This is a genomic window from Streptococcus sp. UMB0029 (genome assembly GCF_002871495.1).
Taxonomy (GTDB): domain Bacteria; phylum Bacillota; class Bacilli; order Lactobacillales; family Streptococcaceae; genus Streptococcus.
In genome coordinates, this window is the sequence record NZ_PNGD01000005.1 from 93,817 (window position 1) to 115,104 (window position 21,288).

Below are 21,288 nucleotides of genomic sequence, written 5' to 3' on the forward strand. Positions count from 1 at the left end.
TCAATTCCTTGAACTAGAATAAATCGTCTGTTAAAATAATTATATAATTAAATAATAAAGACATTTGGGGTGCTTTAGGCTGAGATGATACCCATTGAACCTGCTACAGTTAGTACTGTCGAAGGGAAATGTGAATAGTTTTTTCTTGAGAAAGAAAAAACCATCTAATTTTGTAAGCGAAACTCTAATTCTTGTGTGTAATTAGAGTTTTTTGTTTTTACTAGATAGACTAGATGCAGAGTATGATGGTAGTATCTCTTAAATGCCCAATTGTCTAAAAGGAGTTTTTATGTTTGAAAAATGGCGTTTAAAAGATGTTATCTTACTTGCTTTCTTGTCTATCTTTTTTGGTGGCGTTTTTGTGGGATCGGGCTATCTGTTTGATATCCTCACTCTGATTTTAGCTCCTCTTGGTTTACAGGCTTTTGCCAATGAAATATTGTTTGGCCTTTGGTGTATGGCTGCGCCCATCGCTGCTATCTTTGTTCCAAGAGTCGGAAGCGCAACGATTGGAGAAGTGCTAGCTGCCCTTGCTGAAGTCCTTTATGGTAGCCAATTCGGTCTAGGAGCCCTTTTGTCTGGCTTGGTTCAAGGTTTGGGAAGTGAACTTGGTTTTATCGTAACCAAAAATCGCTATGAAAGTTGGCTCTCTCTAACTGCTAATAGTATTGGGATTACGCTTGTTAGTTTTGTCTATGAATACATTAAGTTAGGTTACTACGCCTTCTCCCTTCCTTTTGTCCTTTCCTTGCTTGTGGTACGTTTTATTTCCGTCTTTTTCTTCTGTACCATCTTGGTTCGTGCCATTGTCAAACTCTATCATCAGTTTGCAGCTGGAGGAAAGGCATAGATGGGGGTGGAATTACGAGCGATTCAGTCCCCAATCTTCTCTGAGTCGCTTGATTTTACTTTTCATGCGCAATCCTTTACCTTGTTAGTTGGGAGTAGTGGTTCAGGAAAATCGAGCCTCTTTCAAATGATTGCCCAAGTCAGTTCTCTTCCCTATAGCGGTCAAGTTTTGATAGATGGGAGTGATGTCAGTCAGCTTTCTATTGCCGAACGTGTTCAGACAGTTGGGATTCTCTTTCAAAATCCCAATCATCAGTTTACCATGGAGAGCTTGTTTGAGGAGCTGATTTTTACCTTGGAAAATATTGGGCATCCCGTTCAGGAAATTGATTCTAAAATAGCAGAGGTGGTCCAGCAATGTCGTTGCAAGGAAATCTTGCACCGTCCTATCCATCACTTATCAGGAGGGGAAAAGCAAAAGGCTGCTTTGGCTGTTCTCTTTGCTATGAATCCTAGGGTCTATCTCTTGGATGAACCTTTTGCTTCCATTGATCGCAAGAGTAGGATAGAGATCTTGGAGATTCTAAAAGAGTTGGCCTCTAATGGGAAGACAGTCATCCTGTGCGACCATGATTTAACAGACTATGAAGCCTATATCGACCATATGGTGGAGCTAAGAGATGGCCAACTAAGGGAAGTGTTTCAAATCCCTACCTCTGAGATGATAAAGGTTGCTTCAAAGGAAGTTGCTTCTAGTCCAGAACTATTCCATATGGATCGAATGACTTGTGAGCTGGATAAGCGCTCTCTCTTTTCGATTGCGGATTTCACATTCTACCAAGGAATTTCCTGTATCTTGGGTGATAATGGTGTCGGCAAATCAACCCTCTTTCGGTCTATTCTTCAATTTCAAAAGTATAAGGGGCACATTACCTGGAAGGGGACAGTCCTGAAAAAGAAAAAGAGTTTGTACCGTGATCTGACGGGTGTTGTTCAGGAAGCTGAGAAACAGTTTATCCGAGCTAGTCTGCGAGAGGAACTTCAATTAGATGGAGATGATTCTGAAAGAAATCAACGAATTTTCCAAGCTTTACGATATTTTGATCTGGAGCAGGCACTCGATAAGAGTCCTTATCAATTAAGTGGTGGTCAGCAAAAGATTCTTCAGCTCTTGACCATCTTGACCAGCAAGGCTTCTGTGATTTTACTAGATGAACCTTTTGCAGGTTTGGATGATAGAGCTTGCCATTATTTTTGTCAGTGGATTGTGGAGGATAGAAATCAAGGAAGAAGTTTTCTGCTCATTAGCCATCGTTTAGATCCCTTGATCTCTGTGGTTGATTATTGGATTGAGATGACTAGTCAGGGGCTCAGTCATGTGAAAGAAGTGACAATTACCAAACCACTCACATCTCAGAGTAGCAATACCCAAGGGGAGGTGAGATAGTATGGTCAAAGTAGCAACCCAGACACCGATTATCAGTCTCTTCTTGCTGATTTTATCCGTGGAAACATCTTTCATTCCTTCGACTGCTCTGAATCTTTCGGTAGTCGTATTTTGCATTCTCTTTATGCTCTATTACCGGCGATTTAAAGTATTGGCTTGGATGATTCTGCTTGCCATTTTGCCATCTTTGGCCAACTACTGGGCAGTTCAGTTACATGGAGATGCTTCGCAGGCAGTCATGCTTGGAACGAGGGCCTTTGTGACAGTTTGTATCGGCCTTGTCTTTGTTTCCTCTATTTCCCTAAAAGAGCTTCTCTTGTACTTGGCTCAAAAGGGGTTATCACGCTCTTGGTCCTATGCCTTGATTGTGGTATTCAATTCCTTCCCCCTCATTCAGCAAGAAATCAAGTCCCTCAAGGAAGCTTGCTTATTACGCGGTCAAGAACTGCATTTTTGGTCTCCCTTGATTTACAGCAAGGTTTTGATGACAGTCTTTAGGTGGCGCCATCTTTACCTGAGAGCCCTGTCGGCGCATGGATATGACGAACATGCACAGGTGGAGAATCCCTATCGGACTTTTTATATTCCTCAAAGGACAATATTCATCTACCTGCTGTTCTTTTTATTGCTTCAAACTAGTCTATTTTTATAAAGGAGTTATTATGGAATTTACAGATATTGCGATGGAATTATCCAAGGAAGCTTGGCAGGCCTCCTTTCATCATTCCTTTGTTTTACAGTTGCAAGAGGGGAATTTAGACCCTGCAATTTTTCGCTATTACTTGATTCAGGATGCCTACTATCTGAAGGCCTTCTCAGAAGCCTATCACCTCTTGGCTGGAAAGACTTCCAACCAAGAGATGAAGAGACTCTTGAAACAAAATGCTCAGAGTCTAGTGGAGGGTGAGTTATTTATCCGCCAACAATTTTTCAAGGAATTGGAAATCAGCGATCAGGAAATGGAGCAACATCCAATCGCTCCAACCTGCTATCATTATATCTCTCATATTTATCGGCAATTTGAAGAAGCAAATCTAGCCATCGCTTTTGCAAGTTTACTTCCTTGTCCTTGGTTATATCATGATATAGGCAAATCACTTAATCTTAAACCATCACCAAATCCTCTCTACCAACAATGGATTGAAACTTATATTACGGATGAGTTGGAGCAGCAGATCAGAGAGGAGGGAGCGCTGGTCAATCAACTCTATCGCGAAAGTGACGAGACAGACAAGAAAAAAATGCTAGAAGCCTTCCACATCAGTGTTCATATGGAAGCCAAGTTTTGGGAAATGGCTTACCAACACCAAACATGGAAGAGCGACTTACAGTCTTTAGAAAAAGGAGAAGAATAGAAACATGAGAAAGCACCAATTACAAGTTCACAAATTAACCATTTTATCTATGATGATTGCCCTTGATGTAGTCCTTACACCTATCTTTCGGATTGAGGGAATGGCACCGATGTCCAGTGTAGTCAATATTCTAGCAGGAATCATGATGGGACCTGTTTATGCTTTGGCTATGGCTACAGTGACAGCCTTTATCCGTATGACGACTCAAGGGATTCCGCCTTTGGCCTTAACAGGTGCTACCTTTGGAGCGCTACTTGCAGGCCTATTTTATAAACATGGTAGAAAATTCTACTTTTCTGCTTTAGGGGAAATCATCGGTACAGGTATCATCGGATCAATCGTCTCTTACCCAGTTATGGTATTGTTCACAGGATCAGCTGCCAAACTGAGCTGGTTTATCTACACACCTCGATTTTTCGGAGCAACCTTAATCGGTACAGCGATTTCCTTTATTGCCTTTCGATTTTTAATCAAGCAGGAATTCTTTAAAAAAGTGCAGGAATATTTCTTTGGTGAAAGGATAGACTGATGCAGGAATTGACAAATCCTTTTCCTCTGGAAACGACTTCCCTCATTCACTGTATTACCAATGAAATTTCTTGTGAGATGCTGGCAAATGGGATTTTGGCTCTGGGATGTAAACCAGTCATGGCAGATGATCCCAGAGAGGTGCTTGATTTTACTAAACAAAGCCAGGCTCTATTCATCAATTTGGGGCATTTGTCTGTTGAGAAGGAAAAAGCAATCCGAATGGCAGCTTCGTATGCAAACCAATCTTCTCTCCCGATGGTAGTAGATGCGGTTGGCGTAACAGCGTCGCCCATTCGTAAGGGACTAGTCAGAGACCTTTTAGACTATAGCCCTACGGTACTTAAAGGAAACATGTCGGAAATTCGAAGTCTTGTTGGCTTAAAACACCACGGAGTTGGGGTCGATGCGAGTGCTAAAGATCAAGAAACTGAGGATTTGCTTCAAGTTTTGAAAGACTGGTGTCAGACCTATCCAGGTATATCATTCTTAGTCACAGGCCCTAAGGACCTCATCGTGTCGAAGAATCAAGTTGCTGTATTGGAGAATGGCTGTGCAGAATTAGACTGGATAACAGGGACAGGAGACTTGGTTGGAGCCTTGACAGCCGTTTTTCTCAGCCAAGGAAAGACTGCCTTTGAAGCTTCTTGCTTAGCAGTCTCTTATCTCAATATCTCTGCTGAGAGAATAGTTGTTCAAGGAATGGGATTGGAAGATTTTCGATACCAAGTACTCAATCAGCTTTCGCTCCTCAAAAGAGATGAAAACTGGCTAGATGCTATCAAAGGAGATGTTTATGAATAGAGAGGCACTTAGACTGTATCTGGTAACCAATCGCTACCAAGATTCCTTGGAAAGCTTTCTTGAAAAGGTTGAGAGGGCTTGCCGTGCAGGGGTTACCATAGTCCAATTACGAGAAAAAAATCTTACAACCAATCAATATTATCAACTGGCAAAACAAGTCAAGGAAATAACAGATACCTATCAAGTTCCCTTGATAATCGATGATCGTTTGGATGTCTGTCTTGCGGTTGATGCTGCTGGTCTGCATATAGGAGATGATGAACTACCAGTTTCGGTTGCCCGACAAGTCTTGGGCCCTGAAAAAATACTTGGTGTCACAGCTAAAACTGTAAAAAGAGCCCTCGAGGCAGAAGAAGGGGGTGCAGATTACTTGGGGACAGGAGCCATTTTCCCAACAACCACCAAGGAAAATGCGCCTATCACCCTGATTTCAACCTTGAAGACAATTTGCCAAAGGGTAGCCATTCCAGTAGTTGCTATTGGAGGATTGACATCAGAGAATATTGACCAACTTATCGGCACGGGTATAGCTGGAGTAGCAGTCGTACGCGATCTAATGCAAGCAGAAGATGTAGAGGCAAAAACGCAAGCCTTTTTAACAAAGTTGGATGACATTATTTTCTAATTAATACTCAATGAAAATCAAAGAGCAAACTAGGAAGCTAGTCGCAGCTTGCTCAAAGTACAGCTTTGAGGTTGCAGATAAAGCTGACCTAGTTTGAAGAGATTTTTAAAAAGTATAAAAACTCTCTAATTCCCTTAAAGTGGGAACTAGAGAGTTTTTTTAATCTTTAAAGCTTGTATGGTTGACTGGACCAGAACCATGACCGAGTTGAGGGGCGTCTTGGATGGCTTTTGTAATAAAGGCCTTGGCCTTATCGACTGCCTGGTAAAGACTTCTGCCCTTGGCTAGTTCAGCCGTAATCACTGCAGCAAAGGTACATCCAGTACCATGGGTGTGACAGGTTTGAATTCGTGGGCTTTCCCAGACAAATTCCTCATCCTTGGTAAAGAGGAAGTCTTTGGCACCGCCTTCGAGATGACCACCTTTGATGACAACAGACTGAGGACCAAATTCTTTTAAAATCAGGCGACCGGCACGTTGCATGTCTTCGGAATCATGGATTGAAAAACCAACAATCTCTTCTGCCTCAGGAAGGTTGGGTGTGATAATGGTTGCAAGTGGAAGCAGATTTGTTTTTAGGTAGGTTCTGGCACTGCTATTAATCAGGGTGTCTCCGCTCGTAGCGACCATAACAGGGTCAAGAACGTAGGGACAATCCAGCTTTTTAAGATAGGGCTGGATGATTTCCATTATTTCAGTAGTTGCCAACATCCCAGTTTTTACAGCCTGAGGCTTGATATCCGAAAAGACGCTCTCCAATTGAGCTTTCAGCATTTGGTTGGAGACGTGCTCGATTAATTGAACGCCTCGGGTATTTTGAGCAACAAGACTGGTCACAACAGCCATTCCATAGACATCTCTAGCTTGGAATGACTTTAAATCTGCCATAATGCCAGCCCCACCACTAGGGTCAGTCCCTGCAATGGTCAAAGCAACGGGTAAATAAGTCATCTAAAACCTCCCAACCAACTGAAGTTTGTATTCTTAAGAACAAGCTAGTCTGTTTTAGAAAGGTAATAGAAGACTGCTAGTCCACATTATCATTTCCACTTCCATCAGCTAGCATTACCTAGATTGAGTCAAAGGGATCTAACAGTTGTTAATCTCAGCTTTACGCACCCCTAGTGGTTGTTTTCTTTTTTCTTTAGTATAGCATATTTTTATAGTTTATATAGTAAGATTTGACTGAAAATCCTGTATTATATGGTTAAAATTCAATTTTTCAAAGAAAAGATTAATTTTATAGTTGACAAATGTAGATTTTAAGAGTATACTTAGAGTCATAATTGACAAATGTAGATTTTGGAGGTGTGCTAATGCAGATTTCAGATGCAGAATGGCAGGTCATGAAGATTATTTGGATGCAAGGGGAACAGACTAGTACGGATTTGATCAGGGTTCTGGCGGAGCGGTTCGACTGGTCCAAGTCAACCATTCAAACTCTTTTGGCTCGTTTGGTTGAGAAAGAGTGTCTGACTCGGAAAAAAGAAGGCAAGTTCTTTGTCTATTCAGCCCTTTTAACTTTGGACCAAAGTCGGGATTTACTTGTCCAAGATATCAAGGACAAGGTTTGTTCCCGTAGGATTAAGAACTTGCTGGCTGATTTGATTATGGAATGTGATTTTACTCTGGCTGACTTGGAAGACTTAGAAGCTGTGATTTCTGAGAAGAAATCAAACGCTGTGACAGAAGTAAAATGTAATTGTATGTAAAGGAGACGTCATGTTAAATAGTATTGTAACCATTATTTGTATTGCCCTTATCGCCTTTATCTTGTTTTGGTTTTTCAAAAAGCCTGAAAAATCTGGACAAAAGGCCCAGCAAAAAAAGGGCTACCAAGAGATTCGAGTGGAGGTCATGGGAGGGTATACTCCTGAGTTGATTATCCTCAAGAAATCAGTGCCAGCCCGCATTGTCTTTGACCGTAAGGACCCTTCACCATGTTTGGACCAAATTGTTTTTCCAGACTTTGGTGTCCATGCGGACCTGCCTATGGGGGAAGAGTATATAGTGGAAATCACGCCTGAGCAGGCTGGAGAGTATGGTTTCTCTTGTGGCATGAATATGATGCACGGTAAGATGATTGTAGAATAGGAGAATGATATGACTGAAATTGTGAAAGTAAGCCTAGAAAATGGCATTCAAAAAATCCATATTACAGCTGAGAAAGGCTATCATCCAGCCCATATCCAGCTTCAAAAGGGAATTCCAGCTGAGATTACCTTTCATCGAGCAACTCCTTCAAACTGTTACAAGGAAATTCTGTTTGAAGAAGAAGGCATTTTGGAACCAATCGGCGTAGATGAGGAGAAAACAATTCGTTTTACCCCTCAAGAATTAGGTCAACATGAATTTTCTTGTGGTATGAAGATGCAAAAAGGAAGCTATACAGTTGTTGAGAAGACTCGAAAATCTCTATCACTTTTACAGCGTTTTTGGATTACTAGTATCTTTACTGTGCCTCTTGTGATCCTCATGATTGGGATGTCGACAGGAGGGATTAGTCACCAAGTCATGCGTTGGGGCACCTTTTTAGCCACAACACCGATTATGCTAGTAGCAGGTGGTCCTTATATCCAAAGTGCTTGGGCTAGTTTTAAAAAGCACAATGCCAACATGGATACCTTGGTTGCTCTGGGAACCCTAGTGGCCTATTTCTATAGCTTAGTAGCCCTCTTCGCTGGCCTCCCCGTTTACTTTGAAAGTGCTGCATTTATCTTCTTCTTCGTTCTTATGGGAGCCGTTTTTGAGGAGAAAATGCGGAAAAATACTTCCCAAGCTGTGGAGAAATTACTTGACTTGCAGGCTAAAACTGCAGAAGTCTTGCGTGAGGATAACTATGTTCAAGTCCCTTTGGAGCAAGTCAAGGTAGGTGACCTGATTCGAGTGCGTCCCGGTGAAAAGATTGCGGTTGATGGTGTCGTAGTAGAAGGTATCTCTAGTATTGATGAGTCTATGGTGACAGGTGAGAGCCTGCCAGTGGACAAGACAGTTGGAGATACCGTCATTGGTTCAACCATCAATAATAGTGGAACACTTGTTTTTAGAGCAGAAAAAGTTGGTTCAGAGACTGTTTTGGCTCAGATTGTGGATTTTGTGAAGAAAGCTCAGACCAGTCGTGCGCCGATTCAGGACTTGACGGATAAAATTTCAGGGATTTTTGTCCCAGCAGTTGTCATTTTAGGGATTGTGACCTTTTGGGTTTGGTTCGTCTTGCTCAGGGATAGTGTAGTTGTGCTTGGAGCGAGCTTTGTGTCTTCGCTTCTCTATGGAGTAGCAGTACTGATTATTGCCTGCCCTTGTGCATTGGGACTTGCAACACCGACAGCCCTTATGGTGGGGACAGGTCGCAGTGCCAAGATGGGAGTTCTCCTCAAAAATGGAATGGTTCTACAGGAAATCCAGAAAGTTCAAACTATTGTCTTTGATAAGACCGGGACTTTGACGGAAGGGAAACCTGTGGTCACAGATATCATCGGCGACGAAGTAGAAGTGCTTGGATTGGCAGCCTCCTTGGAAGAAGCTTCTCAACACCCACTGGCTGAGGCTATTGTTAAGCGAGCGACTGAAACTGGATTTGAGCTTCACACTGTGGAAAATTTCCAAGCCTTGCACGGAAAAGGTGTTTCAGGGCAAATCAATGGAAAACAAGTTTTGCTTGGAAATGCTAAAATGCTGGATGGCATGGATATTTCTAGCATTTATCAAGAAAAACTAGAACAACTAGAAAAAGAAGCTAAGACAGTTGTGTTTTTGGCTGTGGACAATGAAATCAAAGGCTTGCTTGCTTTGCAAGATATTCCCAAGGGAAATGCTAAGCTTGCCATCAGTCAACTGAAAAAACGTGGTCTTAAAACAGTCATGCTGACAGGAGACAATGAAGGTGTGGCGCGTGCCATTGCAGATCAGATTGGAATCGAAGAGGTCATTGCAGGTGTCTTGCCAGAAGAAAAAGCCCATGAAATCCATAAACTGAAACAATCAGGTAAAGTAGCCTTTGTTGGTGATGGGATTAATGATGCTCCTGCCCTTAGTGTAGCAGATGTGGGGATTGCCATGGGAGCTGGAACAGATATCGCCATCGAGTCAGCAGATTTGGTGTTGACAACTAATAACCTCCTAGGAGTGGTGCGAGCCTTTGACATGAGTAAGAAAACCTTTCATCGTATTCTGCTCAATCTTTTCTGGGCCTTTATTTACAATGTTGTTGGAATTCCGATAGCAGCAGGAGTTTTTTCAGGTGTTGGACTGGCCCTCAACCCAGAACTGGCAGGTCTAGCCATGGCCTTTAGTTCTGTATCCGTTCTGACCAGTTCACTTCTGCTAAACTTTAGTAAAATAGATTAAAAGCGAGCTTGCTCGCTTTTAATACTCTTCGAAAATTAAATTCAAACCACGTCAACGTCGCCTTGCCGTAGATATATGTAACTGACTTCGTCAGTCTTATCTACAACCTCAAAGCTGTGCTTTGAGCAACCTGCGCCTAGTTTCCTAGTTTGCTCTTTAATTTTCATTGAGTATTATAAAACAGAATTTAAAAACGTTTTCAAACTGTACTGTAATAGAGAATAAAAACTTCTGAGCAGATTCTTAGTAAACTAAAATTAAATGTGGTAAATTAGAATTGTAATAAATTTGCTAAAAGCGTTTTCATAATTTATCTGAATGCTTCTTAGTAAATTTAAAAATATTTGAAGGAGAGTTATCATTATGACTCAAGGGAAAATTACTGCATCTGCAGCAATGCTTAACGTATTGAAAACATGGGGCGTAGACACAATCTACGGTATCCCATCAGGAACACTCAGCTCATTGATGGACGCTTTGGCTGAAGACAAAGATATCCGTTTCTTGCAAGTTCGCCACGAAGAAACAGGTGCTCTTGCAGCGGTTATGCAAGCTAAGTTCGGCGGCTCAATCGGGGTTGCAGTTGGTTCAGGTGGTCCAGGTGCGACTCACTTGATTAACGGTGTTTACGATGCAGCTATGGATAACACTCCATTCCTAGCAATCCTTGGATCACGTCCAGTTAACGAATTGAACATGGATGCTTTCCAAGAATTGAACCAAAACCCAATGTACAACGGTATCGCTGTATACAACAAACGTGTAGCTTACGCTGAGCAATTGCCAAAAGTAATCGACGAAGCTTGCCGTGCTGCAGTTTCTAAAAAAGGTCCAGCTGTTGTTGAAATCCCAGTAAACTTCGGTTTCCAAGAAATCGACGAAAACTCATACTACGGTTCAGGTTCATACGAACGTTCATTCATCGCTCCTGCTTTGAACGAAGTTGAAATCAACAAAGCTGTTGAAATCTTGAACAATGCTGAACGTCCAGTTATTTACGCTGGTTACGGTGGTGTTAAAGCTGGTGAAGTGATCACTGAATTGTCACGTAAAATCAAAGCACCAATCATCACAACTGGTAAAAACTTTGAAGCTTTCGAATGGAACTATGAAGGTTTGACAGGTTCTGCTTACCGTGTTGGTTGGAAACCAGCCAACGAAGTTGTCTTTGAAGCAGACACAGTTCTTTTCCTTGGTTCAAACTTCCCATTTGCTGAAGTTTACGAAGCATTCAAGAACACTGAAAAATTCATCCAAGTGGATATCGATCCTTACAAACTTGGTAAACGTCATGCCCTTGACGCTTCAATCCTTGGTGACGCAGGTCAAGCAGCTAAAGCTATCCTTGACAAAGTAAACCCAGTTGAATCAACTCCATGGTGGCGTGCAAACGTTAAGAATAACCAAAACTGGCGTGATTACATGAACAAACTCGAAGGTAAAACTGAGGGTGAATTGCAATTGTATCAAGTTTACAATGCAATCAACAAACATGCTGATCAAGACGCTATCTACTCAATCGACGTAGGTGACACTACTCAAACATCTACTCGTCACCTTCACATGACACCTAAGAACATGTGGCGTACATCTCCACTCTTTGCGACAATGGGTATTGCCCTTCCTGGTGGTATCGCCGCTAAGAAAGACAATCCAGATCGCCAAGTATGGAACATCATGGGTGATGGAGCATTTAACATGTGCTACCCAGACGTTATCACAAACGTTCAATACGACCTTCCAGTTATCAACGTTGTCTTCTCAAATGATAAATATGCCTTCATCAAGGACAAATACGAAGACACAAACAAACACTTGTTTGGTTGTGACTTCACAAACGCTGACTACGCTAAAATTGCTGAAGCTCAAGGAGCTGTTGGATTTACAGTAAACCGTATCGAAGACATCGATGCAGTTGTTGCAGAAGCTGTTAAACTCAACAAAGAAGGTAAAACTGTTGTTATCGATGCTCGCATCACTCCACACCGTCCACTTCCAGTAGAAGTACTTGAATTGGATCCAAAACTTCACTCAGAAGAAGCAATCAAAGCCTTCAAGGAAAAATATGAAGCAGAAGAACTCGTACCATTCCGCCTCTTCTTGGAAGAAGAAGGATTGCAATCACGCGCAATTAAATAATTCCTTCGTGGAACTTAAAAAGATCGGAGCAATCCGGTCTTTTTATGGAGGATAGTAAATGAATTTAAATCAATTAGATATTATCGTTTCAGATGTTCCCCAAGTCTGTGCTGACTTGGAGCGTATTTTGGATAAAAAGTCCGATTATGTTGATGACAGTTTTGCTCAGTTTACGATTGGCAGTCACTGTCTGATGTTGTCCCAAAATCATTTGATTCCTTTGGAAGATTTTCAGTCAGGAATCATTCTTCATATCGAGGTTGAGGATGTAGACCAGAACTACCAACGTTTAAAAGAGATCGGTGTCGAGATTTTACACGTCCCTTGTGAAACGGATTGGGGAACAGAGTCCTTATTAGTTAAAGGTCCTGCTGGTCTAGTGCTTGATTTTTATCGTATGAAATAAGGCGATTAGTCATTTGAAGATAACCTTAATTATTCTTAAAACATAATGTGAGAATATGAACTATTGAAAGATCGGAGCAATCCGGTCTTTTTCATATAAAGCAATTGACAGCATTTTTCTAAAATCTTATAATAAAAACATAACAGTATAAAACAAGATTCATATGAAAGGCTGCTTTCTGTCTGTTAGAGAAGACTGTAAAACATGTCCCTTTGTTTTAGTTTGTAAATCAGGCTTTTGTCCAATGGCCAAGCATATTACGGAATTAAGCTCTTCTGTGATTTGTAAGAATATGCAAGAGAAAATTCGTAAAAATCTAGCACTTTATGCTATTTCTGGTTGCTATGAAGATATTTTAGATGTGGACTAGAGAGGGGTAAGCAAAAAATGTCTGTTAAGAAAAACAAAAAGGTTGCAAAAAAGTTGAAGTTGTAAGCAATAATTGTAATATTTGTTAAGTTTATATAAAAATGGAGAGGGCGGCTAGTCTCTCTATTTTTCTAGGAGGGCATTATGAATAAAATATTTCACTATCTGGATAAGAAAACGAAGTTTTATACTATCATCGGTGCACTGGCAAATGGAGGTTTAGCTCTTGCTCAACCCTTAGTCGTCTCACAAGCCTTGTCCTTAAATCAAGGAGAACTGACTTATTCTAAAATCATACAGTTTGCTATTTTTGGCTTTACAGTATACTTCGTCTTGTATAGCTTAATGCTCTTTTGTAATCATACACATAATGTTTTTCGGCGTGAAATTCAAATGAATATGAGGGCAGATTTATTTGACAAGCTGATGATAAATAAAGATTTTAACGAAGATGAAAAAATCACCATGCTCACACAAGATATGGAGTATTTGGGGGATAATTACTTAGAAAAATACGTCAATATCATTTGCTGGAGCTTTGTAGCATTACTAACAGCGATTTATATTATTTCGCAAAATTTGTTACTAGGTAGTATTTTTGTCTTTTTCACTATTTTACGTCCTATTCCTCAGTTCTTGATGAATAAAAGACTCAAACATACTGGTGATGACATGGCTCAAGGCAGAGTAGAAGTGCATAATCAAGTATCTGATAGTATCCGAGGAGCACATACTCTACTCATGAATCAAGCAATTTCTGAAAATCAGAACAGATTTTGGAAGATTAATCGAAATTATCAACTAGCCATTCAAAAATTTTGCTTTACCCATAATATTATTTTCTTTTGCAACGGTTTCATGGTCTTTTTAAGCCAAGTTTTACCACTTGTTTTAGGTTTTTACTTTGCTATGGCTGGGCAGAAAGTGTCAGTGGCAAGTCTTGTTGCCATGTACATCGCAGCAGGTCAGCTAGTGAGCCCTATTCAGACTATTATGTATGATGCTGTAGATATACAAGGGGCAAAAACGACAGCAGATAAGATTTTTGGAGTATTAGAAATTGGAGATGTAAAACAGATAGATAAAAAAGATGCGCAAGAATTGAATGCTCTGCACATAAAAAATTTAAGTAAATCCTATGGTGACAGACAACTTTTTACTCATCTAAATTTGGATGTTCAAGCAGGTCAGAAAGTTTTAATCAAAGGACCGAGTGGTTGTGGTAAGTCAACCTTGTTTCGACTCATTACTGGAGAAGAAATAGCAGATGAGGGAGAAATTATCGGTGTGACAACTGTTAATGAATGTACATCAAGTTTTGTATCCAGTATAGGAATTATTAGCCAACACCCATTTCTCTTTAACGATACAGTGCGTTATAATTTGACATTAGGACAAGAATTTTCTGAGGAAGAGTTGCTTGCTGTTTTGAAACAAGTCAAACTAGATTTTGAATTGACGGGTGGGTTGGATTTTATTATCAAGAATAACGGGGAGAATATTTCTGGGGGACAAAGAGTAAGGGTTGAATTGGCACGTTTTCTTCTTCGTAGAAAAAATCTGTTATTGGCTGATGAAGTGACCGCAGCCCTAGATAAAGAAAACGCCTTCATGGTACATGAACTACTATTTTCTCTTCCTGTAATGATGTTAGAAATTGCCCATCATATTGATGATGAAAGTAGATATCAACAAGTTGTAGATTTAGGAAAATATTGAATCTGGTTTAAAAGTCAGTTTTATCAGAAAATAAAGTAAATATTTCAGCAATAAAACACCCAGTATCAAGATTTTTCAATACATAATAATATGCGTTTTTCTGATTATATATACTTTTCCTAGCTTCATTCTTCTTTCTTATCACAAGATTGTAATAGTTTATATTTTTATAACAAAACTCTCAAACTCTTACTTGTTTTTGCATCATATTATAAAATAAAAAGCATAAAAGAATAAAAGAGGTTTTGAAAATGTCCGAAAAACAAATGAAAGTTTTGGGTTGGGTAGCGACCTTCATGTCTGTTATGATGTATGTGTCTTACTTCCCACAAATTATGAACAATCTGGCTGGTCAAAAAGGAAATTTCATCCAGACCTTGGTTGCTGTCATCAACTGTAGTCCTTGGATTTACTACGGTCTTTTCAAGAAAGAAAGAGATATTCCCCTTGCTGCTGCCAATGCTCCAGGTATCGTTTTTGGCCTTGTGACGGCTATTACAGTTTTGATTTAAAAAGAAGACTGGTTTCAGTTTTGTTCGTTTATGAAAATAGATGCTTCATTAAAGTAATTTTTGAATGAGAGTTGAGGGAAAAAGTCCAGTGACAGCTAGCTTTACAAGAGTCTTTTATGTTCGTCTCTATCAAAGAAAAAAGTATATCGTTACTATTTTTATAAAATTTTCTCCCTACTTTATAAGATGTTAAAAAGAGTTCAATTCGAACTCTTTTTTTGCTATAATGAGGGGAGAAAAATCAGACAGGAGAATATGATGTCAGAACCATTATTTTTACAATCAGTTATGCAAGAAAAAATTTGGGGTGGAACCAAGCTACGTGATGAGTTTGGCTATGACATCCCAAGTGAAAAAATAGGGGAATATTGGGCTATCTCAGCCCATCCAAATGGTGTCTCTAAAGTTGCCAATGGTCGCTACGAGGGAACAGATCTTGCTACTTTATATGCAGAGCACCGTGAATTGTTTGGCAATCGTCCAGAACCTGTATTTCCGCTTTTGACTAAGATTCTGGATGCTAACGACTGGCTCAGCGTTCAAGTTCACCCAGACGATGCTTATGGACTGGAGCATGAAGGCGAACTCGGAAAAACAGAATGCTGGTACATCATCGCTGCGGATGAAGGTTCAGAGATTATCTATGGTCACAATGCCAAGTCAAAAGAAGAACTTCGCCAGCAAATCGAGGATAAAAACTGGGAGGACTTGCTGACAAAAGTGCCTGTTAAGGCTGGAGATTTCTTCTATGTGCCAAGTGGCACTATGCATGCTATTGGGGCTGGCATCTTGATTCTTGAAACCCAGCAGTCTAGCGATACAACTTACCGTGTCTATGACTTTGACCGCAAGGATGACAAGGGCAACTTGCGTGAACTTCACCTTGAAAAATCTATCGATGTTTTGAATATTGGCGAGCCTGCCAATAGCCGTCCTGTAACTGTCAAAGCAGATGATTTGCGTTCCACTCTCCTTGTATCCAATGATTTCTTTGCAGTTTACAAGTGGAAAATTACTGGGAAAGTTGACTTCGAAAAGACAGCTGACTACAGCTTGTTTAGTGTCTTAGCTGGTCAAGGTCAACTGACTGTTGAAGGAAAAAATTATCCAATCCAAAAAGGGAGCCACTTTATCCTACCAAGTGATGTTGAAGCGTGGACCCTGGAAGGGCAAGGTTTGGAATTGATTGTTAGCCATCCATAAAAAAGAAAGGGCCTGAGTTCATTACTCAAGTCCTTTTTAATTACATAAATTGGGCGATGAAGACCACGATGATGATGATTGGAATGACGAAGCGAAGAAGGAAGAGCCAGACTTGGAAAAGTCCTTGTTTCCATACCGTTTTATCAAGATGCAGTTCCTCCATAGCAAGAGCTTTTTTAAAGATATAGCCTGTAAAAAGTGAAAGGCAGAGAGCTCCAAATGGCATGAGGAGATTGGAAACCAAGAAGTCCATAGCGTCAAAGAAGGTCTTCCCAAAGATGTGAACATCCGCCATGACACCGTAAGATAGGGCTGAAGGAATGCCAAAGACAAAGGTCAAGATTCCCAAAATCACACTCCATTTAGCACGCTGACTATTGTCCTGATTGGTGATATTGCCTACATTGATTTCCAACATAACGACAGAAGAAGTGACCGTTGCAAAGAGGAAGAGCAAGAGGAAGAGGATGTAGAAAATGGTTCCAAAAGGCATCTTGTCAAAGAGTTGAGGCAAGACGATAAAGAGCAGGCTTGGTCCCCCTTCAGACTGGATGTTGAAGGCTGACATGGCTGGGAAAATGGCTAGACCTGCCATGATGGATACCGAGATGTTCATGGCTACAATGGAAATCCCTGACTGAACCAGATTGGTTTGCTTATCCAAATAAGAAGCATAGGTCAGCATGGCTGTAACCCCTAGTGAGAGGGCGAAGAAAGATTGTCCCAGAGCATAGAGGAGACCAGCACTGGTCAGTTTTGAAAAGTCTGGTTTGAGGAAGTAAAGAACCCCTTCCATGGCATTTGGTAAACTGAGAGAACGACCAATGATGACAACAAAGATGATAAAGAGCAGGGGCATCATGACCTTAGAAGCTCTTTCAATTCCTTTTTGAACCCCACGTGATACAATAAAGATATTCAACAAGATAAAGGCAGCTTGAGCTCCTAGGGCAATGACTGGACTTGAAATGATGGAAGTAAATAACTGAGCATAATCACCCGTTCCACCAAACTGGAACAATTTCCCAAACTCAATACCCAGATAAACCAGAATCCATCCTCCAATAACACTGTAGAAAGATAAGAGGATAAAAAGGGCAAAGGCACCAATCCAACCGATAAAGTTGTACTTACTATTCTTGCCTAGTTTTCCAAAGGTTTTAATCCCAGAGACACCAGCGCTTCGACCGAGGGCAAATTCAGCAAGGAGAAGTGGGAAACCGATTAAAATAGTGGAGATGAGAAAGACCAGTAAAAAGCCTCCTCCACCGTTAGCGGCAGTCATGTAAGGGAATTTCCAAACGGCACCAAGTCCGATGGCTGAACCAGCAGATGCTAGGATAAAGCCCAGTTTAGAACCCCATTGCGATTTTTCAGACATAGTTAAACTCCTAAAATTAGTGTTACAAAAGAAAAAGCTACTGCCCTTGGCAAATAGCCTCATAAGTACTCAAAATGAGCGTTTCTTTTGATTGATAGACTTGACTATCCTATCATGTTTTCTAAGGTCTGTCAAGAAAACCATTTTCATGTTATGATAAAGTAAAAAATTTCGCAAAATCGCTTGACTCTGACCTAAGGGGAGGGGTTATACTATTAGTGTAAGGAGGAAATCATGTACCATATAAAAGAAGCTGCCCAGCTTTCAGGTGTCTCTGTCAAGACCCTGCACCACTACGACAAGATAGGCCTTCTGGTCCCTTTAAAGTCAGAAAACGGTTATCGAACTTACAGTCAAGAGGATTTGGAACGCCTTCAGGTCATTCTTTACTACAAATATCTAGGTTTTTCTTTAGAAAAGATAGCAGAGCTATTAAAGGAAGAAAGGACAGATTTATTGCCTCATTTGACTAGGCAGTTGGACTATTTGACTCGAGAAAGGGAACATCTGGATAGCTTGATTTCCACCTTGCAGAAAACCATTCAAGAACAAAAAGGAGAAAGAGAAATGAGTATTCAAGAGAAATTTGCTGGATTTAACTACCAAGACCATCAAAAATACCACCAAGAGGCGGTGGAGAAATATGGACAAGAAGTCATGGACCAAGCGCTGGAGCGTCAGAAAGGTCACGAAGATGAGGCTACGGTTGCCTTCAATCAAGTTTTTCAAGCTTTGGCACAAAATCTTCAAGCTGGTCTGCCTGTAACAGCAACTGAAAACCAAGAGCAAGCAGCTAAGCTCTTGCAAGCCATTCGTACTTATGGATTTGACTGCTCCGTTGAAGTATTCGGTCATATCGGTAAAGGCTACGTTTATAACCCAGAGTTTAAGGAAAATATTGATAAATTTGGAGATGGTACAGCCCAGTACACATCAGATGTCATTGCTCACTATGTCCAAACTCAAGCAAAATAAAATCGGAGGAGTATTCTTCCGATTTTTTCTAAATTCAAGTATTACTTGCTTAATAATTTTTCTACCACATTTAGTTTTCGCATGGTCAAATCTACATTAAAAAGTTTTTCAAGATAGTTGGTATGGAGTTTCTTTTGTTTTGCAGTTCTAGGGAGATAGAGGTAAAGACAATGGTTACCGATACAAATTTCTTCTTCACCGTAATCAATTTTCAATTTTTCTAAAGGGAGACTTTGAATAGATTCTTGATAAAAAATCACGTGTATACGGTCATAAAGATAGTGTTCTCCAAACGGGTTTTCTTGGACAATTTTTGTAAAATCACTTTTGTTCTTGATGACCATTTTTAAGTCAGCACCAATTTTTTCCTTTATTAGAGTATGAACCTGTTCTCGTATTGTTTCTAAATCTAAGTCACTTTCAAGAATGATATTCCCACTTTGAATATAGGTTCGAACTTGTTGAAAACCAGCTTCTGTCAAGATATCTACTAGATAAGACATTTTAGGGATAGCATTTTTTCCATTAGGAGTGACTCCCCTTAACAAGATAATATGTTCCAAAGGACTTCCTTTCTTTTGGGGCTGATTTAGCCATTGAATAATTTAGATTTAGATTGGGTTTGATCCTGCCACCCAGCCAGTGCAGAGGGCAGAAGTGATGTTAAAGCCACCCGTATGAGCATTGATATCCAGTACCTCGCCAGCAAAGTGGAGGCCAGGTACCAGCTTACTTTCAAGGGTTTTAGGGTTGATTTCCTTAAGACTGACACCTCCTTTGGTAACAAAGGATTTAGCAAGAGACATTTTACCAGTTATAGGAATTTTAAGTCCTTTAATGGACTGGACAAGTTGTTCTCGTTCCTTTTCAGTAAGCTGTTTGACTTTTTCAGGATAGCCTTGCACAAAAAATTCTGCCAAGCGTTCTGGAAGCAAAGTTTTTAAGGCATTTTTCAAGGATTTTTCACGGTTCTCTTCTAAAAAGTCAACTAAGTCACCTTCTGAAAGTTGTGGCAAGACATCTAGAGAAAGAATTTCCCCACCCTTGACAAAACTAGACATACGTAGGGCAGCAGGGCCAGACAAACCAAAGTGGGTAAAGAGCAAATCGTGAGTGATGACATGCTTGCCATAACCTAGGGTCACATCATCCAATGAAATTCCCTGCAAGGCCTTGTGTGGAAAATCTGTCAACAAAGGACTTTCAGCAGCCTCAAGCTCGGTAATGGTGTGCTTGAAATGACGAGCAATCTCGTGACCAAAACCAGTCGAACCAGTTGAAGGATAGGATTTTCCACCAGTTGTGACAATGAGTTTATCACAAGTGAAGGTTTGGTCAGCTGACTTAAGGACAAACTTGTCATCTACCTTTTTTACTGAAACAATCTCTGTTTGAGTAGCAACTTGGCCACCTAATTCAGTGATTTTCTTTTCCAAGGCCTCGATAATAGTCCGAGATTTGTCGCTAGCAGGAAAGACGCGGCCGTGGTCTTCGACCTTAAGTTTAACACCATTTTCTGTAAAAAAGTTAATGATATCATGGTTATCAAACTGAGAGAAGACACTGTAAAGAAAGCGTCCGTTCCCAGGTATTCCAGCTAGTAGGTCGTCTAGAGTTCCGTTGTTAGTTACATTGCAACGTCCCCCACCAGTTCCAGCTAATTTCTTTCCAAGTTTCCGATTTTTTTCGATGAGGAGGGTTTTCTGTCCATAAAAGCTACTGGAAATCGTAGCCATCATACCAGCAGGTCCTCCACCGATGACAATAGTATCAAAATGTTTCATAACTCTATTGTACCACAAAAAAACAAGAGATGAAGTCACCTCTTGTCAAGAATGTAATTAGTCAATTTCATATCCCATCAGCAAGCCACCATCTTCTGCATAGAAACTGCAGAGACCAGATGTCGGGAGAATTTTAATATCCGCCTGTGGGAAATTTTCACGGATTCGGTCTGAAAGCTGTTGACAACATTTCTCGTTATTGCGTTGGGCCATGACAATACGGCCACCAGCATATCCAGCTTTTATCAACTCTTCATAGGCTGCCTGAATTGATTTCTTTGGACCACGTGCTTTCTGTAGTAATTCAAGGGTGCCAGTTTCACTGGCTTCTCCAACCATACGGATGTTGAGAAGACCAACGACTGTACCGATAATCTTGCTCAAACGGCCGTTTTTCACCAAGTTATCGACTTTGGCTAGAACAAAGAGCAACTTGGTTTTTTCTTGATAAGCTGTGATAGCTTCAACCACTTCTTCAAAAGATAGGCCCTGGTCAATCAAGTCATTTAATTTTTCTACGAGCAAGTCAACTTCACCGCCAGCAGACAAACTATCAATCACATGAATCTTAGTATCAGGATGGTCTTCAAGATAAATATTCTTGGCCAGTTGAGCACTATTGTGACTACCAGAAAGAGTGCCAGTGATGGTTACTAGGAAAATGTTTTTGGCTCCTTCAAATGCTAGCAAATAATCATCTGGGCTTGGACAAGCCGATTTTGAAGCTTCTGCGGTTGCATACATGGTTTCCATCATTTGGTCAATGTCAAGATTGGCATCATCAACAAAGATCTGATCAGCTACTTGAATGGTTAAGGGGACACTTACAAAGGTTGTGTCAATAGCTGGTTTTGCCAGTTGACGATAATCACAACCAGAGTCAGCAATAATCTTCCAAGTCATAG

At 40.5% G+C, this 21,288-nt stretch carries 22 protein-coding genes and 2 riboswitches; of the genes, 16 read left to right on the forward strand and 6 right to left on the reverse strand.

The window, feature by feature from the left end; translation table 11 throughout:
• Positions 1–55 precede the first annotated feature (55 nt).
• A riboswitch (TPP riboswitch) is annotated at positions 56–144 on the forward strand.
• Between the two features lie 145 nt (positions 145–289).
• Genes CJ239_RS04370 through thiE form a run of 7 tightly spaced genes read left to right on the forward strand, consistent with a single transcriptional unit; the run spans position 290 to position 5,548 of the window.
• Positions 290–850, forward strand: a complete 561-nt coding sequence (locus tag CJ239_RS04370; RefSeq protein ID WP_102210678.1) for an ECF transporter S component — start codon at positions 290–292, stop codon at positions 848–850.
• Positions 851–2,236 (forward strand): ATP-binding cassette domain-containing protein, encoded by a 1,386-nt coding sequence (locus CJ239_RS04375; protein WP_102210679.1) that lies wholly within the window; start codon positions 851–853, stop codon positions 2,234–2,236.
• 1 nt (position 2,237) lies between these two features.
• On the forward strand, positions 2,238–2,888 hold the full coding sequence (locus CJ239_RS04380; protein ID WP_102210680.1) for an energy-coupling factor transporter transmembrane component T: 651 nt from the start codon (positions 2,238–2,240) through the stop codon (positions 2,886–2,888).
• A 10-nt stretch (positions 2,889–2,898) separates the two neighbouring features.
• Positions 2,899–3,591 carry a thiaminase II gene (gene tenA, locus CJ239_RS04385; RefSeq protein ID WP_102210681.1) on the forward strand — a complete coding sequence of 231 codons (693 nt, stop codon included), beginning with the start codon at positions 2,899–2,901 and terminating at the stop codon, positions 3,589–3,591.
• A 4-nt stretch (positions 3,592–3,595) separates the two neighbouring features.
• Positions 3,596–4,120: an energy coupling factor transporter S component ThiW gene (gene thiW, locus CJ239_RS04390; protein WP_102210682.1), complete on the forward strand. Its 525-nt coding sequence runs from the start codon at positions 3,596–3,598 to the stop codon at positions 4,118–4,120.
• Positions 4,120–4,923, forward strand: a complete 804-nt coding sequence (locus CJ239_RS04395) for a hydroxyethylthiazole kinase (RefSeq protein ID WP_102210683.1) — start codon at positions 4,120–4,122, stop codon at positions 4,921–4,923. Before thiW ends, CJ239_RS04395 begins: the two co-directional genes overlap by 1 nt.
• Positions 4,916–5,548, forward strand: coding sequence for a thiamine phosphate synthase (gene thiE, locus CJ239_RS04400; protein WP_102210684.1), 633 nt, complete (start codon positions 4,916–4,918; stop codon positions 5,546–5,548). The genes CJ239_RS04395 and thiE overlap by 8 nt, the downstream gene beginning before the upstream one ends.
• A gap of 159 nt (positions 5,549–5,707) precedes the next feature.
• Here thiE and thiD read toward each other — a convergent pair whose 3' ends face one another.
• The gene (thiD, locus tag CJ239_RS04410) at positions 5,708–6,499 is read right to left on the reverse strand and encodes a bifunctional hydroxymethylpyrimidine kinase/phosphomethylpyrimidine kinase (RefSeq protein ID WP_102210685.1); all 792 of its coding nucleotides are present in this window, start codon (positions 6,497–6,499) and stop codon (positions 5,708–5,710) included.
• A gap of 83 nt (positions 6,500–6,582) precedes the next feature.
• A riboswitch (TPP riboswitch) is annotated at positions 6,583–6,681 on the reverse strand.
• A 183-nt stretch (positions 6,682–6,864) separates the two neighbouring features.
• On the opposite strand from thiD, the gene CJ239_RS04415 reads away from it, so the two are divergent.
• From CJ239_RS04415 to CJ239_RS04425, 3 genes are read left to right on the forward strand one after another with little or no spacing between them, the layout of a single operon-like run.
• Positions 6,865–7,260 (forward strand): CopY/TcrY family copper transport repressor, encoded by a 396-nt coding sequence (locus CJ239_RS04415; RefSeq protein WP_102210686.1) that lies wholly within the window; start codon positions 6,865–6,867, stop codon positions 7,258–7,260.
• 10 nt (positions 7,261–7,270) lie between these two features.
• Complete coding sequence (locus CJ239_RS04420; RefSeq protein WP_000935054.1) at positions 7,271–7,642, forward strand: cupredoxin domain-containing protein; 372 nt, start codon at positions 7,271–7,273, stop codon at positions 7,640–7,642.
• Between the two features lie 9 nt (positions 7,643–7,651).
• Positions 7,652–9,895 carry a heavy metal translocating P-type ATPase gene (locus CJ239_RS04425; RefSeq protein ID WP_102210687.1) on the forward strand — a complete coding sequence of 748 codons (2,244 nt, stop codon included), beginning with the start codon at positions 7,652–7,654 and terminating at the stop codon, positions 9,893–9,895.
• A 41-nt stretch (positions 9,896–9,936) separates the two neighbouring features.
• On the opposite strand, the gene CJ239_RS12110 is transcribed toward CJ239_RS04425, so the two are convergent.
• A complete protein-coding gene (locus CJ239_RS12110; RefSeq protein WP_257994424.1) occupies positions 9,937–10,062 on the reverse strand; it encodes a hypothetical protein in 126 nt (41 codons plus the stop codon).
• Positions 10,063–10,258: 196 nt separating this feature from the next.
• Between CJ239_RS12110 and spxB the strand changes: the two genes are divergently transcribed.
• From spxB to manA, 5 genes are all read left to right on the forward strand, one after another.
• Entirely contained in the window at positions 10,259–12,034 is a 1,776-nt protein-coding gene (gene spxB, locus CJ239_RS04430; RefSeq protein ID WP_000191823.1) for a pyruvate oxidase, read from the forward strand.
• A gap of 58 nt (positions 12,035–12,092) precedes the next feature.
• A complete protein-coding gene (locus CJ239_RS04435) occupies positions 12,093–12,440 on the forward strand; it encodes a VOC family protein (RefSeq protein WP_102210688.1) in 348 nt (115 codons plus the stop codon).
• A gap of 513 nt (positions 12,441–12,953) precedes the next feature.
• Positions 12,954–14,528, forward strand: a complete 1,575-nt coding sequence (locus tag CJ239_RS04445; RefSeq protein ID WP_102210690.1) for an ABC transporter ATP-binding protein — start codon at positions 12,954–12,956, stop codon at positions 14,526–14,528.
• Positions 14,529–14,779: 251 nt separating this feature from the next.
• Positions 14,780–15,040 (forward strand): SemiSWEET family transporter, encoded by a 261-nt coding sequence (locus CJ239_RS04450; protein ID WP_102210691.1) that lies wholly within the window; start codon positions 14,780–14,782, stop codon positions 15,038–15,040.
• A gap of 258 nt (positions 15,041–15,298) precedes the next feature.
• On the forward strand, positions 15,299–16,243 hold the full coding sequence (gene manA / locus CJ239_RS04455) for a mannose-6-phosphate isomerase, class I (protein WP_102210692.1): 945 nt from the start codon (positions 15,299–15,301) through the stop codon (positions 16,241–16,243).
• Between the two features lie 40 nt (positions 16,244–16,283).
• On the opposite strand, the gene CJ239_RS04460 is transcribed toward manA, so the two are convergent.
• A complete protein-coding gene (locus CJ239_RS04460) occupies positions 16,284–17,624 on the reverse strand; it encodes a sodium-dependent transporter (RefSeq protein WP_102210735.1) in 1,341 nt (446 codons plus the stop codon).
• Between the two features lie 234 nt (positions 17,625–17,858).
• Here CJ239_RS04460 and CJ239_RS04465 point away from each other — a divergent pair, with 234 nt between their 5' ends.
• Positions 17,859–18,599, forward strand: a complete 741-nt coding sequence (locus CJ239_RS04465; protein WP_102210693.1) for a MerR family transcriptional regulator — start codon at positions 17,859–17,861, stop codon at positions 18,597–18,599.
• A 41-nt stretch (positions 18,600–18,640) separates the two neighbouring features.
• On the opposite strand, the gene CJ239_RS04470 is transcribed toward CJ239_RS04465, so the two are convergent.
• The 3 genes from CJ239_RS04470 to CJ239_RS04480 are packed head-to-tail and all read right to left on the reverse strand — an operon-like array spanning position 18,641 to position 21,286.
• Complete coding sequence (locus CJ239_RS04470; RefSeq protein ID WP_102210694.1) at positions 18,641–19,162, reverse strand: DUF1697 domain-containing protein; 522 nt, start codon at positions 19,160–19,162, stop codon at positions 18,641–18,643.
• Positions 19,163–19,210: 48 nt separating this feature from the next.
• A complete protein-coding gene (locus CJ239_RS04475; protein WP_102210695.1) occupies positions 19,211–20,383 on the reverse strand; it encodes an NAD(P)/FAD-dependent oxidoreductase in 1,173 nt (390 codons plus the stop codon).
• Between the two features lie 57 nt (positions 20,384–20,440).
• Entirely contained in the window at positions 20,441–21,286 is an 846-nt protein-coding gene (locus tag CJ239_RS04480) for a DegV family protein (RefSeq protein ID WP_102210696.1), read from the reverse strand.
• Positions 21,287–21,288 lie beyond the last annotated feature (2 nt).